This window comes from Mesorhizobium sp., from assembly GCF_017306585.1.
Lineage (GTDB): Bacteria > Pseudomonadota > Alphaproteobacteria > Rhizobiales > Rhizobiaceae > Mesorhizobium.
This window is the reverse complement of record NZ_JAFKIC010000145.1, coordinates 25,758-40,856: the sequence shown is the minus strand read 5'-3', so window position 1 is coordinate 40,856 and position 15,099 is coordinate 25,758. Positions and strand designations below refer to the sequence as shown.

At 60.9% G+C, this 15,099-nt stretch carries 13 protein-coding genes and 1 pseudogene; 2 read left to right on the top strand and 12 right to left on the bottom strand.

The window, feature by feature from the left end; genetic code table 11:
* Positions 1 to 140 precede the first annotated feature (140 nt).
* From J0I79_RS15820 to J0I79_RS15810, 3 genes and pseudogenes are all read right to left on the bottom strand, one after another.
* Positions 141 to 3,323 carry a CusA/CzcA family heavy metal efflux RND transporter gene (locus J0I79_RS15820; protein ID WP_292860277.1) on the bottom strand — a complete coding sequence of 1,061 codons (3,183 nt, stop codon included), beginning with the start codon at positions 3,321 to 3,323 and terminating at the stop codon, positions 141 to 143.
* Positions 3,320 to 4,765, bottom strand: a pseudogene (locus J0I79_RS15815) (efflux RND transporter periplasmic adaptor subunit). The gene J0I79_RS15820 and the pseudogene J0I79_RS15815 overlap by 4 nt, the downstream one beginning before the upstream one ends.
* Positions 4,762 to 5,169, bottom strand: a complete 408-nt coding sequence (locus J0I79_RS15810) for a FixH family protein (RefSeq protein WP_136618600.1) — start codon at positions 5,167 to 5,169, stop codon at positions 4,762 to 4,764. Before J0I79_RS15810 ends, J0I79_RS15815 begins: the two are co-directional and overlap by 4 nt.
* A gap of 247 nt (positions 5,170 to 5,416) precedes the next feature.
* Here J0I79_RS15810 and J0I79_RS15805 point away from each other — a divergent pair, with 247 nt between their 5' ends.
* Together J0I79_RS15805 and J0I79_RS15800 are read left to right on the top strand one after the other, a co-directional pair.
* Positions 5,417 to 5,749, top strand: coding sequence for a hypothetical protein (locus tag J0I79_RS15805; RefSeq protein ID WP_164753935.1), 333 nt, complete (start codon positions 5,417 to 5,419; stop codon positions 5,747 to 5,749).
* A 197-nt stretch (positions 5,750 to 5,946) separates the two neighbouring features.
* Positions 5,947 to 6,315, top strand: coding sequence for a hypothetical protein (locus tag J0I79_RS15800; protein WP_136618601.1), 369 nt, complete (start codon positions 5,947 to 5,949; stop codon positions 6,313 to 6,315).
* 75 nt (positions 6,316 to 6,390) lie between these two features.
* On the opposite strand, the gene J0I79_RS15795 is transcribed toward J0I79_RS15800, so the two are convergent.
* The 9 genes from J0I79_RS15795 to J0I79_RS15755 form a co-directional block, all read right to left on the bottom strand.
* The gene (locus tag J0I79_RS15795) at positions 6,391 to 6,675 is read right to left on the bottom strand and encodes a copper-binding protein (RefSeq protein ID WP_127385723.1); all 285 of its coding nucleotides are present in this window, start codon (positions 6,673 to 6,675) and stop codon (positions 6,391 to 6,393) included.
* A 26-nt stretch (positions 6,676 to 6,701) separates the two neighbouring features.
* Complete coding sequence (locus J0I79_RS15790) at positions 6,702 to 7,190, bottom strand: cupredoxin family protein (protein WP_136618602.1); 489 nt, start codon at positions 7,188 to 7,190, stop codon at positions 6,702 to 6,704.
* A 42-nt stretch (positions 7,191 to 7,232) separates the two neighbouring features.
* A complete protein-coding gene (locus J0I79_RS15785; protein ID WP_292860268.1) occupies positions 7,233 to 8,591 on the bottom strand; it encodes a copper oxidase in 1,359 nt (452 codons plus the stop codon).
* Positions 8,592 to 8,607: 16 nt separating this feature from the next.
* Positions 8,608 to 10,065 carry a TolC family protein gene (locus J0I79_RS15780; protein WP_292860265.1) on the bottom strand — a complete coding sequence of 486 codons (1,458 nt, stop codon included), beginning with the start codon at positions 10,063 to 10,065 and terminating at the stop codon, positions 8,608 to 8,610.
* A 321-nt stretch (positions 10,066 to 10,386) separates the two neighbouring features.
* Positions 10,387 to 10,800, bottom strand: a complete 414-nt coding sequence (locus J0I79_RS15775) for a hypothetical protein (RefSeq protein WP_292860262.1) — start codon at positions 10,798 to 10,800, stop codon at positions 10,387 to 10,389.
* A 474-nt stretch (positions 10,801 to 11,274) separates the two neighbouring features.
* The gene (locus J0I79_RS15770; protein WP_292860259.1) at positions 11,275 to 12,273 is read right to left on the bottom strand and encodes a DUF1624 domain-containing protein; all 999 of its coding nucleotides are present in this window, start codon (positions 12,271 to 12,273) and stop codon (positions 11,275 to 11,277) included.
* A 281-nt stretch (positions 12,274 to 12,554) separates the two neighbouring features.
* The gene (locus tag J0I79_RS15765) at positions 12,555 to 12,767 is read right to left on the bottom strand and encodes a cold-shock protein (protein ID WP_136618605.1); all 213 of its coding nucleotides are present in this window, start codon (positions 12,765 to 12,767) and stop codon (positions 12,555 to 12,557) included.
* A 186-nt stretch (positions 12,768 to 12,953) separates the two neighbouring features.
* Complete coding sequence (locus J0I79_RS15760; protein ID WP_136618606.1) at positions 12,954 to 13,532, bottom strand: DUF922 domain-containing protein; 579 nt, start codon at positions 13,530 to 13,532, stop codon at positions 12,954 to 12,956.
* Between the two features lie 245 nt (positions 13,533 to 13,777).
* A complete protein-coding gene (locus tag J0I79_RS15755) occupies positions 13,778 to 15,061 on the bottom strand; it encodes a hypothetical protein (protein ID WP_292860253.1) in 1,284 nt (427 codons plus the stop codon).
* Positions 15,062 to 15,099 lie beyond the last annotated feature (38 nt).

Here is a 15,099-nt window from a genome sequence, read left to right as displayed (position 1 = left end):
GACAAGAAAAGCGCAAGTGAAATTGAACGTAACATGGCTGTTCCTCCCTGCCGGCCCCGGAATTCCTTGCATTGATGACCGGCACACCGATAGTACATGTCAGCGCCCGGTGCGGCAATCACCATGCGGGTTGCGGCCTCTCATTCGGCAGCGAGGCCAAACCTCACAGGTTCCGTGAGCGCAACCTCATCGATCGTCGTCGATGCAATGTCCTTCGGCAACCGCCATCCCTTGACCAACCCGTAGATCGCCGGGATAACCACCAAGGTCAGCAGGGTGGACGAGATCATGCCACCGATCATTGGCACGGCGATGCGCTGCATCACTTCAGAGCCGGCGCCGGTGCTCCAGAGGATTGGGATCAGACCAGCCATGATGGCAACGACAGTCATCATCTTCGGCCGGACGCGTTCCACTGCGCCAAGCATGATCGCCGCATAGAGATCTTCCCGGTTGAACGGCCGATTGTGTGCGGCCCGCTCTGCCTTCACTTCGGCCATGGCCTGCTCCAGATAGATCAGCATGACGACACCAGTCTCGGCTGCGACACCGGCGAGCGCGATGAAGCCGACCGCGACCGCCACCGACATGTTGAAGCCGAGCCACCACATCAGCCAGACGCCGCCGACCAGCGCGAACGGCAGCGACAACATGACGATCAACGTCTCGGTGAGCGCCCGGAAGTTGAGATAGAGCAGCAGGAAGATGATGAGCAACGTGACGGGCACGACGACCTTCATCCGCGCCGTGGCTCGCTCCAGATATTCGAACTGCCCGCTCCAGGCGACCGAATAGCCGGGCGGCAGCTTCACCGTTTCCGCGACGGCCTTCTGGGCGTCGGCGACATAACCGCCGAGATCCCGGCCGTTAATGTCGACGAAGATATAGGTCGCGAGCTGGCCATTCTCAGTGCGGATCGAGGTCGCGCCGCGCGTGAGTTGGACTTTCGCCACCTCACCGAGCGGAATGGCGCCGCCGCCGGGCAACGGCACTTCGACTTCGGTAGCGATCGACTGAGGGCTCGAGCGCAGATCGCGGGGGTAGCGGATATTGACCCCGTAGCGCTCCCTGCCCTCCACGGTTGTCGTCACGGTTTCGCCGCCGAGCGCGGTCGCTATGACGTCCTGGACGTCGCCGACGGCAAGGCCGTAGCGGCCAAGCGCCTCGCGATCCGGGACGATATCGAGATAGTAGCCGCCGATCACCCGCTCGGCATAGGCACTCGAGGTTCCCGGAACCGCCTTAAGGGCGGCTTCGATCTGGCGCGCGATCTTCTCCATCTCCGCAAGATCGGTGCCGAACACCTTGACGCCGACCGGCGTCCGAATGCCGGTCGAAAGCATGTCGATACGGGCGCGGATCGGCATGGTCCAGGCGTTGGAGACTCCGGGGAACTGCAGAGCCTTGTCCATTTCGGCCTTCAGGCTGTCGATGGTGACGCCAGTCCGCCATTGCTCCTTTGGCTTCAGATTGATGATGGTCTCGAACATCTCGGTGGGGGCCGGGTCGGTCGCGGTCAGCGCCCTCCCCGCCTTGCCATAGACCGATTCCACTTCCGGAAACGACTTGATGATCCGGTCCTGCATCTGAAGCAGCTCCGCCGCCTTGGTGACGGAAATTCCCGGCAGCGTCGTCGGCATGTACATCAGCGTGCCTTCGTTCAGGGTCGGCATGAATTCCGAGCCGATCTGGCTTACAGGCCAGACGGATACTCCAAGCAAGACAAGCGCGAGCGCGATGGTGAGCGTCTTAGCCATCAGCACGCCGCGAATGACGGGACGGTAGACCCAGATCAGGAACCGGTTGATCGGGTTCTTGTGCTCCGGGATGATCCGGCCGCGCACGAAGACCACCATCAAAGCCGGCACCAGCGTGATCGACAGGATTGCCGCAGCCGCCATGGCGAAGGTCTTGGTGAAGGCGAGAGGACCGAACATCCGGCCCTCCTGCGACTCGAGCGTAAAGATCGGCAGGAACGATACCGTTATGACGAGGAGGCTGAAGAACAGCGCCGGGCCGACCTCGCTCGCCGCATCGATCAGGATCTGTACTCGCGGCTTGCCCGGCGGAGCGCGCTCCAGATGCTTGTGGGCGTTCTCGATCATGACGATCGCGGCGTCGATCATCGCGCCGACGGCGATGGCGATGCCGCCGAGGCTCATGATGTTGGAGCCGAGCCCGATCGCCTTCATGGCGCCGAACGCCATCAGGATACCGACCGGCAGCATCAAGATGGCGACGAGCGCGCTGCGCAAGTGAAGGAGGAACACCACGCAGACCAGGGCGACGATGACGCTCTCCTCGGCCAGCGTGTGCTTCAAAGTTTCGATCGCCGCTTCGATGAGATGCGAACGGTCGTAAACAGGCACGATCTCAACACCCTTGGGAAGGCTCCCGGCAATGTCGCTCAAGCGTTGCTTGACGTTCTCGATCACGGTCAGGGCATTGGCTCCGAACCTCTGCAGGACGATGCCGCTGGCGACCTCGCCTTCGCCATTGAGTTCGGTGATGCCGCGCCGCTCGTCGGGACCGATCTCGACTTTGGCGACGTCCTTGAGGCGCAGAGGCACGCCCTGGTCCGTCTTCAGGGCGATGTCTTCGATATCGGCAATCGACTTGATGTAGCCGCGGCCACGCACCATAAACTCGAACTCGGAAAGCTCCAGCGTGCGTCCGCCGACATCCCGATTGCTGGCGCGCACGGCGTCGCGGACCATCGACAGCGATATGCCCTGGGCGCGCAGCCGCAGCGGATCGACGACGATGTTGTACTGTTTGACGAAGCCGCCGACGCTTGCGACTTCCGCGACCCCCTCGGCCTTGGAGGCGGCGTATCGCACAACCCAGTCCTGTAGTGACCGCAACTCGGCCAGCGTCATGTCCTTGGCAACCACGGCGTACTGGTAGACCCAACCGACGCCGGTCGCGTCGGGGCCCAGGCCCGGCGTAACGCCAGCCGGCAGGCGCTGAGCGGCGGCGTTGAGATATTCGAGCACGCGGCTGCGCGCCCAATAGGGGTCAGTGCCGTCTTCGAAGATGACATAGACGAAGGAAACGCCGAAGAAGGAGAACCCGCGCACCACCTTGGACTTCGGCACAGTCAGCATTGCCGTCGTCAGGGGATACGTGACCTGGTCCTCGACCACTTGCGGAGCCTGGCCGGGGTACTCGGTGTAGACGATGACCTGGACGTCCGAGAGGTCCGGAATAGCGTCGAGCGGAAGCGTTTTCAGCGCGTAGGCTCCGGCGGCCACCGCGAAGGCCGTGGCGACGAAGATCAGGACCAGATTGCGTGCGGACCACGCGATGAGCCGCGCAATCATGGCGGAGTCTCCGCGTTGGTCATGCCGCTCAGCGCAGCCTTCAGATTGCTCTCGGCGTCGATCAGGAAATTCGCGGCGACCACGACCCGATCGCCGGCGGCAACGCCATCGCGGATTTCGGTAAAGCCGCCACCTTGAAGGCCGACCTTGACCTCCCGCGGCTCGAAGCGGCCCTCGCCCTTGTCCAGGATCACGACCTGCCTCGTTCCGGTGTCGATCACCGCGCTATCGGGGACGGCGACGACAGGCGTATTGCTGCCGCTGGCGATCTCAACATCGGCATACATGTCCGGCAGCAAGAGACCATCCGGATTGGGGATCTCGATCCGGACCTTGGTCGTGCGGGTTTCCTTGCTGACCTGCGGATAGATCAGGGCAAGGCGCCCGCTGAAGGTCTGGCCGGGCAGGCTTCGAACCCGCACAGTGGCGGTGGCGCCGACCTTCACCGCTCCCAGCTCATATTCGGGTACGTCGGCGACGATCCAGACGGTCGAGACATCGGCGAGGCGGAAGAGCACATCGCCTGGTGCCGCCTTCATGCCCTCGACCGCATTGCGCTCGAGGATCACGCCATCGCGCGGGGCGGTCCAAATGATGGAGGTCTGAACCTGGCGGGATCTGTCGATTGCCGCGATCACATCGGGTGGGACCGCGAGATTCTCGAGGCGCTGGCGTGCCCCGGCCGAGGCGCGGCCACTTCCGCTCAGATCGGTAAGGTATTGAGCGCTTGCAGTGGCGATCTCGGCCGAATAGAGCCGCATCAGCGGTTCGCCCTTTTTGACCCGATCGCCGGTGGTGACGTCCGCTACCTTGTCGATGAAGGCATCGGAGCGTGTCGCGACCACTGTGATGCGCCGCTCATCGAGTTGCACGGTGCCGGGCACTCGTACCGGACGAACGATCACCTGCTCGGTGGCGATCTCCGAGCGGACGCCGGTGCGCTGCAGTTTGCCTGTCGCGACTTTGACCGTCGAACCATCGTCATCCTCGCCCGCGTAGACAGGGATATAGTCCATCCCCATCGAATCCTTCTTCGGCGTCGGTGAGGTGTCTGGAAGGCCCATTGGATTGCGGTAGTACAAGATCCGTTTCGGTTCGCCGTTCGTAGGAGCAGCGACAACGGTCGCGGCGGCGACCAGCGGCTTGTCTTCGAAGCTCACGTCTTCGCCGGCGAGAACCGGCAGGAAGTCCCGCCCATCGGCGGTCTTCCTCTGAGTTGCAGCATAGGCCGGGAGGCCGTCCGGATCTCGGTATTAAATCACGGGTCCGGTGGGCGCAGGATTGGCACTCGCTGGGGCCGCTGCAGTGCCTTCGACCCAGGCGACAGCTTGCAGCCACGGAGTGGCAGGCAGCGCAAGATTGCGGTGCCCCGCCCAATAGCCTCCAGCCCCCGCCGCCAAAATGGCGGCGAGGGTGAGGCCGGTGCGGCCTGAGCGACTCATGGCGTGGCCTTGAATTCGAGCTTGTTTTCGAGAGAGCCGGTTTCGCCCTGTACCTTGGCGCCGAGTGACAGGCGGTAGCCACCTGGCATCATCAGATTGGCCTTGAACCGATAGACGCCGGGCTCCGTCGACGGTAACGGCTCGATCGGCGACGTCATCATCTCCATGCCGTCCGGCGCCATGTCGACGCGCTGGGCAAAAATCACCGCATCAGGCACCACCTTACCGGAGCGCTTGTCGACGAGGCGGACCGCGACAATCGCGGCATCGCCTTTCTTGATCGCGCTTTGAACGAGCTGAAACTCGTAATCGTCGATCCCAGCCCAGGCCTTCGAATTGGCACCGCCGAGGGCAAGACCGATCAGCGCCGCGGCTGCGACGTGCTTCATATTGCAAAAGTTCATTGTCAGATTTTCCCAAAGTTCATCATTCGTCCGTGCTGAATGCACGGCAGGTCGGTGGCCAGGCTCATGCCAAAGCCACAGGCTTTCGCCACAAGGGCGTCAGCCCCGCAGCGACAAACGGCCCTGATGGAGCCATCGATCAACTCAGGTTCGTGGAGGTCTGGGAGGCGGCGGATTAGGCAGGAGATCCCGTCCGACGCTTTGGCCAGGCACGATCACGTCAGCCGCAGACAACCGGATCAGCGTGATGGCAGCAGTCGTCGACGCGCTCGGAAAGCACTTGGCAATGCACAAGGTCGCGAGGGGACACGACTTCTGGCAATCAGGTAGTTGCTGCCTCTGGTCCGAAGGACACGGCATGCCGTCCGGCATGGATGCCATATCGGCCATTGTCGTCGCCATAGGATCGACAACCATCATTGCCGCAGCAGACGGTGTCACCATCGGCGCGGCCAGAAGGCTCAAAACAGCCAGAATCGTAAGCAGACGGGGCAGTAAGGTCCAGAACTTCACACAGGCTCTATGGCATATGGTGCAGTGCAAGAAAAGAGCGTTGAGCGCTCACGTTTCCGTCAGGTGATGCGGTCAGTCGCCTGGACCTGCGCTGCTTGGCATAGTCGGTCGCGTGGAAAGGACGGCGAGGCGCCCGATAGCATATGGCGCGCGCAAGCAATCAGCGTAGCGTCGCCATTGGCGCGCCCCACTGCCGGCAAAGAGATCCGATTCGAACAGCGATCCGATAAATGATAGTGTCGTGTCGATCCTCGGGAGGACGAGATGCGCGCAATTGCATTTCTTGCCGGCGTTTTGGTGGCTACGCCCTCGATAGCGGCGGAGCAACTGGTCTTCTACACCGCCATTTTTCAAGATGCCACATCGGTCCAGCTCAGCGTCCTGAACAACAGCGTCTCGCAACATGGCGACTATGACTTTGATGTCGCTATTGGCCTGGTCGAGACGGACGCGAGCGGCACTATCAAGTATGAAGATACTGGAAGGCATCGTGCACGCGTTCGCTGTAATTATCCTGCCTATGTGAGCGTGGGCGCGCGAAAATATCCTATAGGGATGCCTCTGAGCCGCTCCGCGCATGATGATTGGAAAGAAAATCTCTGGATAACATTTTGCGCGGCTCCCTCGTCGTGACACCCGCACTCACCGGCACTGCCGGATCGGACAGCGGCCGCGGGTTGACTTTCGACCCGCGGCGCTGGTTCCGGGTCACTTGATACTGGTGACCGTGATGCGTCCGTTGACGCGATCGGCTGTGAACTCGATCGCCTGACCCGTTTTAACCTTCTCGAGCAAGCTCGGCTCCGCGACGACGAACACCATCGTCATCGCGGGCATGTCGAGATTCGTCAGCGGCTCATGTTTGATCGTCAGCTTTTTCTGTTTGGCGTCGACCTTGATGACTTCGCCCTTCACGTATTCCTGCGCAAGCGCGCTCCCGCTAATGGCGAGTACGAGCGCGAGCGTCGAGAGTGCTTTTACCAATAGTGTCATGGTTGCTTCCTTTGCGTTTTTCGAACTCAGTTGGCGACGGTGATGTCGCCCTTCATGCCGGAATCGTAGTGACCCGGGACCAGGCAGGCGAAACCGAATTCGCCGGCATTGGCGAACGTCCAGATGATCTCGCCTCTGGAGCCGGGCGCCAGCCGGATCGCGTTGGGATCGGCGTGCTCCATCTCGGGGAATTTCTCCATCAGCGCCTTGTGCTCCATGATCCCCTCATGGACGTCCATGACGAATTCGTGGTCGATTTTGCCTTTGTTGACGAACTTCAGGCGAACGGTTTCGCCCTTCTTCACCTTGAGCACGGCCGGTTGGAACAACATCGTCCCGTCGTCCTTCTCCGACATGGAGATGTTGACAGTCCGCTTTGCCTTGCCAGCTTCACCAGGGTTGCCGATCGGCATCGTGGCGGCTTTGTCTCCATGGCCTCCGGCGTGGGTTCCACTGGCAAGAGCTGCTCCGGAACTGACTGCCATCAAAACGGCCGCTGCGATTATACGTTTCATGCTGCACACTCTCTCATTGTTGAGGTTGAGGGGTTCGGTTTCTCATCCCTGTTTGCCGTGACCGCCGTGCTCTGCCGGGGCCATCGTTTTTGCGTCGCCTGACTTTGTGGGGGCTGGAACATCGCCGGTCCATTCGTAGGCCACGGTTCCTGCCGGATGTTTGTACCATCCGGGATCGGCGTAATCGTTCGCGGACAGGCCCTCGCGCACCTTCACGACCGAGAACATGCTTCCCATTTCGATAGCGCCGAACTGACCCCATCCCGTCATCATTGGAATAGTGTTGTCGGGAAGCGGCATTTCCATCTCGCCCATGTCAGCCATGCCTTTTTCTCCCATGGCCATATAGTCCGGCTGGACGCGGCGGATCTTTTCGGTGACCTTCGAGTTGTCCACGCCGATAAGCGTAGGCACATCGTGACCCATGGCGTTCATCGTGTGATGCGACTTGTGGCAGTGGATCGCCCAGTCGCCCTCGTACTTGGCATCGAACTCGTAAGCCCGCATGGCACCGACGGGAATGTCGATCGATACTTCCGGCCAGCGAGCCTCAGGGCGGGTCCAACCCCCGTCGGTGCAGGTCACCTCGAAATCGTAGCCATGCATGTGGATCGGATGATTGGTCATGGTCAGGTTGCCGACCCGAACCCGCACTTTGTCGTTCTTGGACACGACAAGGTGGCTGATGCCGGGGAACAGGCGACTGTTCCAACACCACAGGTTGAAATCGGTCATGGTCATGATTTTCGGAACGTACGATCCAGGCTCGATGTCGTAGGCGTTCAGCAGGAACACGAAGTCGCGGTCCACCCGCATGAACTTCGGATCCTTGGGGTGGATGACGAAGAAGCCCATCATGCCCATCGCCATCTGGACCATCTCGTCGGCGTGCGGGTGGTACATGAAGGTGCCGCTCTTCACGAGATCGAACTCGTAGACGAAGGTCTTGCCGGGTGGGATTCCCGGCTGGGTAAGGCCGGTCACGCCGTCCATGCCCGAGGGCAGGATCATGCCGTGCCAGTGCACGGTTGTGTGCTCCGGCAGCTTATTGGTCACGAAGATACGGACCCGATCGCCCTCGACCGCCTCGATGGTCGGACCGGGAGACTGGCCGTTGTAGCCCCAGAGATAGGCGGTCATGCCGGGCACCAGCTCCCGCTCGACCGCCTCGGCGACGAGGTGGAATTCCTTCACACCATTGTTCATGCGGTGGGGCAGCGTCCAACCGTTGAGCGTCACCACCGGCTGGTAGTCCGGTCCGCTCGTCGGAAATATCGGTGGCTGCATGTCCGGCGATTCCATAACCGCAGCGTCCGGCAAGCCCATCGCAGATGTCTTGGTCCATGCCGTGGCGCCTGCGAGCAGAGCTCCCGCGCCGAGTAACTGACGTCTTGAAAGCATTTTCTTCTCCTTGAGTTCAGTGGCCTTGGGCGCCCGCTTCGGCTGCGGCAGGCGCGTCGCCACCCCCGGGCGAGCTTGCGCCGCCGCCGTGGATGGCGGTTCCGAGATTGACGTCGGCCAGCCAGAAATTGCGCTTGGCGTTGAGGGAAAGCATGATCGAGCTGATCTTCGCGCGGGTGTCCGCCAGAAGCTCGAACGTGTTGGTGATCATGCTGTTGTAGGTGAGGACCGACTCCGCCTCGATCTTTGTTCGCAGCGGCACGACACTGTTGCGATAGTGCCGAGCAATGTCATAGGTCGAGCGGTAGGCGTCATAGGCGGACCTGGCCTCGGACCGAATGTTGACCGCCTTTTCCGCCATCCGGTTGGCGGCTTGCATATAGGCAAGCTCGGCCTTGCGCATGCGGGCCTTGCCGGTATCGAAGATCGGGATGACGAACTCCAGCTCCAGGGTGGGTGCCACACTCGTCTCCGTCCCACCCTCCTCGGACTCCTCGCGTTCCACCTCCACGCCGGATAGAAGTTCCAGGTCGCTGACGTAGCGGGTCGCCTCGGTCAGGCCGTAGGATTTTGCCAGCGCCTCAAGCTCAAGTTTCGCGATCTCGAGGTCGACGCGATTTCTTAGCGCGTCCGCCTCGATCGCGCGTTTGGCCTTAGCACCCTTCGGCAGGGCTGGAAGCGTGTTGGGGACTGAGTAATCGACGTCCGGTCCCCATAGACCCATCAGCCGGGTGAGCTCTTCCTTGGCGGTCCGGGCGGCGAGCCGCGCCTCCGCCGCCTGACCAGTGATCTCGGCATAGAAGACATGTTCGCGAGCCTGGCCGGTTTTTGTGAACGCGCCCGTCTCCCCAAGTTTTTGAGCGAGTTCGGACGCAGCGTCGGCGGCGGCCTGGGCCTTGTTGAGATAAGAGACGCTTTCCCGAGCCGATACAGCATTGATCCAAGCCCGTCGCGTTTCAGCGGCGAGCTGTAGCGTTTCTTCGGCGGCGCGGAGTTGGGCCTGGCGGAAGCGTGTTTCCGCGACCGCGACGCGCCGCTGACGGGTCATCAGCGCAAGGATGTTGCCGACCACAGCTCCCTCAATCGTCCGCACCGGATCGAGGCCGATCATGCCGACGGAGATCGTCGGATTGACGAGCATCGATTCCTGCCAGACATCAGCAGCCGACAGGCCGATCTCGGCGTAGGCGGCCTGCAGGCCCTTGTTGTTGATCAGTGCGACCTGCACCGCGACGTCCGGACCAATGGTCTTCTTCTGAACCAGGCTCTTTACCTGCGCGGAGAGAGCCTGCGCGTCCTCGCTGGACTGCACCCAAGCCGTACTTTTGCCGGTCACAGCTCCGGCGCGTGCCGCGACTGTCGTGAAGCCCGCGATGGGGTCGGAAACGCTGTCAGGGCCAGCGGTGGTCGTACATCCTGCAGCCACCAGCGAGATGGCTATGGCCGCACCCATGTTCAGGAACCGGCGCTTCATGATCCGGCTCCCGTTTTTGCAGGGGAACGTTCTTGATTAAGACGCCGCCAATTCTGCGGATCCACCGGTTCCCTGTGGCTATAGTCGGCGACGGCCGGGTGATACTGCACATCACGGACGCCCAGCAAAGGATCGGCCGGGTTAAACGATGGAAGCACGGTCGGTGGTGTGGTTACCGCGCATCCGGCAACCAATAGCGATGCGAGCATCGCGGAGCTTGCGATTTTCATTGTAGACCTGAAGCTTGACATATGCGTTTGGCCGCGCGGGAACGAATTCCCGACGTTGCGCGCGAACGCCCTCCGGAGAGGGCGCGTCAGTTCAGATGTGTTTGGGGGGTCTGATCAGGGTGGAATATGCACCGAGCGGCAGCACAGTGGCCACGATCACTGCGAAGCAGCGGCTTACCGTGCGGTTGATACCGGGGCAGTCCACGGGTACAGCATGTGCCGGCGCGCAATGGACCTCGCAGTCGTCATTCGCCGATTTTTCGCCATCAGGATGTTTCTCATCCACATCGCTTTCATCAGCGATGTTGTGATCGCCAACATCGCTGCCACTATCGTGATGAGATTTCTCGACCTGAAGCGTCGCTCCGGAGTCGCTGTGAACACCTGCGGTGTTAGCGCTTGCGAAGAGGCCCGGCTGGAGAGAAGACATAAGCAGAAACACGACAGCCAGCATCGCGCGGAGCGGCGCAATTCGTGCGATCGAGATTCGGCCAAGGCATTTCATGGGAGCCCTTGGGACAATTGTTCGCTTGGTTTGTCAAGACCAATTGCCGTCAATTTGTTGCAGTGCAACCAGACATAGCCGCGAATAGCCAACTCCGAAGGCGCTCATGTGCTTGACATGAGAATGCGCCGACGCGTCGCATCAGTCCGATGTGGTCACAGGCTCGTTTGCCAATAAAAAGGTCGAACTGTGAGAGTCCGGCCAACTGTGACGGTTGGAACCTCCAGTGGGGAACGCGCCGGAACGAATGGGAGGAGATATCCGACACGCTGCACATATGAGTCACACCGATGATGTTTCAATGACGTAATTGTGGGCCACGACGGAGATGCTGCCCTCCGACGAGGATGACGACGTCGTGCAGCGGTGAGCCCACCTTACCCGTCTCTTTCGCCTCGGACCGGCATCTCATCCGCGAGATCATGCAGGGCAAGGCGCGGGCCAACGTAAGAGCCCGGGTCAGTGGCCTGTCGGTCATTTGGCACCTTCCTCCATTTTGATGTCTGTGCTGGCGGTGCACATGCGGACGAGGTCACCCAAATGCGCCCTCCATTCCGCAGTCTGATCGTTGTTGTTATAGAGCCGATCAAGTGAGGCCTCGCCCTCCAGCGTATCGAGCATGCAGCCACAATAGCTGGAGCAGAATTTGCTGCCGCGCGACTGTTCGCACGATAGCTGGCAGGTTTTCAGGAAGTTGACCTGTGGGGTTTCAACCTTGGCCGGCATCACTTGCGAAAACAGCCAGACACAGCCGATCAGCAGCGGCTGGTGGATCAGATAGAAGGTCAGGCTGTGGCGGCTGACGAAGACCAGCGGGTTGGCCCAGCGGCCGGGTGCGAGGCTTGCCAGGCGCGCCCGTACGCCGGAAGTGGAGGCAAACTTCGCGGTGGCGATCCCCGACAGCACCGCGCCGAACCACGGGAACAGCGGAACGTAGTCGTTGGAACGCGGATTGATGGCGGAAAGGCCGACCCACCATAGCCAGGGACGGTCGAAGGCCTCGAAGCGCAGATAGACGGGCGCCGCGACGACAAGCGCGGCAACGGCAAGCGTCAGCAGCGCCGGAAGGCGTAGGAAGGCGAGACCCAGCAGGCTGGCGAGCGCGATCTCATGCAGTATGCCAAAGAAGATGAAGCCGTCCGGCATGGCGATGCGGGTGACGACCGAGATGGCGATCGCGGCTCCGGCAACCATGGCGAAACGCTTCCAGAAGCCGCTCCAGCGGATCTGCCTGCCATGGGCGAGGTACAGGCTGACGCCGACCAGGAACAGGAAGGTCGAGGCGATGCAGCGCGCGTAGATCTCCCACCAGCCGAAGGCGGTCAGGCCCGGATCAGTGTAGCCGAAGAATTCCAGATCCCAGGTGAAATGGTAGCTCGCCATGGCGATGAACGCGATGCCGCGCAGGACGTCGATGGCGACGATTCGCTTCGATTGATCTCGAACGGATGCGGTCGGCGTAAGGATGCTCATGGTCTCGCGATCTGGTTCAGCTCGGCCAGGACGACTATCACGGGTGCGCCGGGTGAAAGAAGCTGGCCACGCGTGGAATCAGTAGCGGTTGCGCCGTTGCATCCTGCATCAGACCTTCCATGTGTGAGCTTACATCACATCGAGGCCATTTGGCTCAGCACGATGTATCGCCGCCTCAGGCAGTCAACCGATCTAGCGGAGGAAACGAACCCCAATCAATGTCGACCGAACCCAGCTACCGAAGCTCTTCGCGGGGCTCAGGCTTCTGCCCAGACAGAAGATCAGCCTGCTTTGCTGAGACTGCCAGCAGAAGATTTACCGGTACGGCGATCCTGCTCGACCTCATAGTTGATCTTCTGGCCATCAACCAGGGTTGAGAGGCCCGCGCGTTCGACTGCGGAAATATGAACGAACACATCTTGACCGCCGTTGTCGGGCTGAATGAATCCAAAGCCCTTGGTGCTGTTGAACCACTTCACGGTGCCAGTAGCCATATGCGTATCCCTTGTAAGCCAGACCGGTTGTGTCGAGATTGAGATAGAGGCAGAAACGCGAAAAATTGCAAGCAAGGGATCCTGCAGCCAAGAACCACAGCGATGGGGGGTGTCTCGATGGCCGCCAAGGTGTCCGCAGTTATCTTTCCCTACTAGACGACCCTTCCTTGGAAATCGAACGTCGATTTATTCGAGCGTATACGACGGGAGGTTGGCCTCATGCTGATCCTGCGCCTTTTCTGAATTCTCGACAATCTGTTTGGCAGCGCGATTTAGTGACCGCTCCAGAGCTGTACATGCTCCCGGGGCCGTGGCGCCGTGGGTCAACTTGCTAACCTGATTAGCTGCCTCCAGGGCAATCGTTTTGTGGCCATCCTCATGGGCCTTCAGCTCCTGAAAGTAATTGTTCCAGGCCGTGCGCGTGGCTGGATCGGCGCGCGCATCGTCTACCCAGGTCGGAAGTAGAATTCTGAGCTTGAGTACGATTTCATCCGACGTGACCCGGCAGGAATTTCCGGTCGCCGCAAACCTGAAATTCCAATCCCAGTGATCTGCGACCTCGCCTTCAATAATACCGTCTCCGTCCCTCTTGGCCACACGGTGCAGGTCGTCATGGATCGCTTGCCGGCTAAGGCCTCGCAATTGATAGGACGAATAGGTGACGTCGAGTTTTACGTCAGATCGCGCCTCCCCTGCACTAAGCGTAAAGACGAGGCCGCAGAGAACCGCAACGTATCTGCTCATACTCGAGAACTGGGGTATCATGTTGGCACTCCTTCAATCGCGTCGGTCTGCTTATAAACAAACAGTTGGAATGTATTACGGCCGCTGCTGCAGCCGTGATAAGGGTTACGATCGCCGATTGACGGCATCACAAGGGTTGTGAAGCCCTGCAGCACTGGCCATAGCCCCATCCTACACTGCTTGACCGAATTTGGAGCACCGATCAGGAAAGATCGCGGCCGTCACAACGATGATGCGCAATGGTGGGCTTCCCGATCTCTGCATCCTTAGATCACTAGCACCGGGGCAAACCCGCCGCCGGGTGTCCGGAAATTGGTCGTCTGGCCCTGGTACAAGCGCGCGGCAGCGAGCAGGATCCGTCCATCGTACGTATAAAGCCGCACGTCCATCTTGCGCGGCGTGGGCGCACCATCGATCTCGATCATACGCTGTCCGGGTGAGGCAAACGCCTGGGCCACATAGCCGCCACGGGCGATCTCGGCCCACACCCCTTTCGTCACCTTGTCGCCCCGGTAGACCGCCTTGCTGCCGTGCCCTGAGTGCGGCTTGAAGAACATCCCCTTACGGGATTGCCATGCGGCATCCGAATTGTCGGGCGTGACCAGCGTGGTCTGCGGGACGCCTGCAAGCCGCGAGCGCATCTCTGGAGAAAGGCCGAATGCTTCGAGCGCCGCCGGATCGGACAACAATGTCAGATTGCGCTTGCTTGCAAAAAGCGCATGGTTGTGCGGATTGGGCGTGACCACCACGGCACCGTCCTGGTAGGCAGCCCTCAGTGACGCATGCTCCGGGCGATCAAGCGCGAAATCGACCAAGCGGTTGTAAACAAGGTCAATCTCCTGTCCGTCGAGCCGAAGCTTGCCGCCATCATATTTCAGGTCGCTCGCATCGCCGGTCGTCGCCTCGAACCCGTGCTTCAGCAACAACTGCCGGGCAAGCACGAATTCAGGATAGAGATACTGCTCCTCGGGCCGATCATCGACGATCGCGATCCTTCGCGGCGAACCGGCTCCGCGCTGGCGGCGCCATTCGTCCGCGAACATCGCAACGACGCTGGTTTCGAAGTGATCGTCCCTGGCGCCGATCAACGCCCGGTCGACTTCGGAGCAGCACGCCTTCTGTGCTCTGGCCAGCAACGCATTGAGGAAAGCGCCGCCCGCGTTGGTGTTCACCTCGATCAGCTTGGGACCGTCGTCGTCGAGGTGAAAATCGTGGCCCATCATGGCGCCGGCGGGTCCAAAATCCCGTTGCGCGATTTCAGGAGCCCAGGAGAGGACGGCATCGCGGTAACCTTGCAGCCTGGCTGTCGCCTCGACGGCAACCACAATACCTTGCATCTCATCGAGGGCGGACGCAGCGAGGAAGACCGGAACATTCGAAAACAGATGCGGCCGCGACGCCATGAAGGTTTCGGAGAATCCAGAGTCGCCGGCCTCATGGTTCAGCGCCGCCCAAAGTGCTGTCCGGTCTAGTGTGATGCAGAAGCATTTGCGGTTTAGTCGTGCCGACAGGGACGTGTTGGCTTCCGCTGCGCCGGGGACTGTGAGCATGTCAGCGTCTCCTCGCCGATGGCAGCATAGAGCGGGGT

What these genes read in the sequence shown, in the direction of transcription:
- J0I79_RS15820 (WP_292860277.1), bottom strand. Translation starts at nt 3,323, where the DNA reads ATGATTGCGCGGCTCATCGCGTGGTCCGCACGCAATCTGGTCCTGATC.
- J0I79_RS15810 (WP_136618600.1), bottom strand. Translation starts at nt 5,169, where the DNA reads ATGAACTTTTGCAATATGAAGCACGTCGCAGCCGCGGCGCTGATCGGT.
- J0I79_RS15805 (WP_164753935.1), top strand. Translation starts at nt 5,417, where the DNA reads ATGGCAGCAGTCGTCGACGCGCTCGGAAAGCACTTGGCAATGCACAAG.
- J0I79_RS15800 (WP_136618601.1), top strand. Translation starts at nt 5,947, where the DNA reads ATGCGCGCAATTGCATTTCTTGCCGGCGTTTTGGTGGCTACGCCCTCG.
- J0I79_RS15795 (WP_127385723.1), bottom strand. Translation starts at nt 6,675, where the DNA reads ATGACACTATTGGTAAAAGCACTCTCGACGCTCGCGCTCGTACTCGCC.
- J0I79_RS15790 (WP_136618602.1), bottom strand. Translation starts at nt 7,190, where the DNA reads ATGAAACGTATAATCGCAGCGGCCGTTTTGATGGCAGTCAGTTCCGGA.
- J0I79_RS15785 (WP_292860268.1), bottom strand. Translation starts at nt 8,591, where the DNA reads ATGCTTTCAAGACGTCAGTTACTCGGCGCGGGAGCTCTGCTCGCAGGC.
- J0I79_RS15780 (WP_292860265.1), bottom strand. Translation starts at nt 10,065, where the DNA reads ATGAAGCGCCGGTTCCTGAACATGGGTGCGGCCATAGCCATCTCGCTG.
- J0I79_RS15775 (WP_292860262.1), bottom strand. Translation starts at nt 10,800, where the DNA reads ATGAAATGCCTTGGCCGAATCTCGATCGCACGAATTGCGCCGCTCCGC.
- J0I79_RS15770 (WP_292860259.1), bottom strand. Translation starts at nt 12,273, where the DNA reads ATGAGCATCCTTACGCCGACCGCATCCGTTCGAGATCAATCGAAGCGA.
- J0I79_RS15765 (WP_136618605.1), bottom strand. Translation starts at nt 12,767, where the DNA reads ATGGCTACTGGCACCGTGAAGTGGTTCAACAGCACCAAGGGCTTTGGA.
- J0I79_RS15760 (WP_136618606.1), bottom strand. Translation starts at nt 13,532, where the DNA reads ATGATACCCCAGTTCTCGAGTATGAGCAGATACGTTGCGGTTCTCTGC.
- J0I79_RS15755 (WP_292860253.1), bottom strand. Translation starts at nt 15,061, where the DNA reads ATGCTCACAGTCCCCGGCGCAGCGGAAGCCAACACGTCCCTGTCGGCA.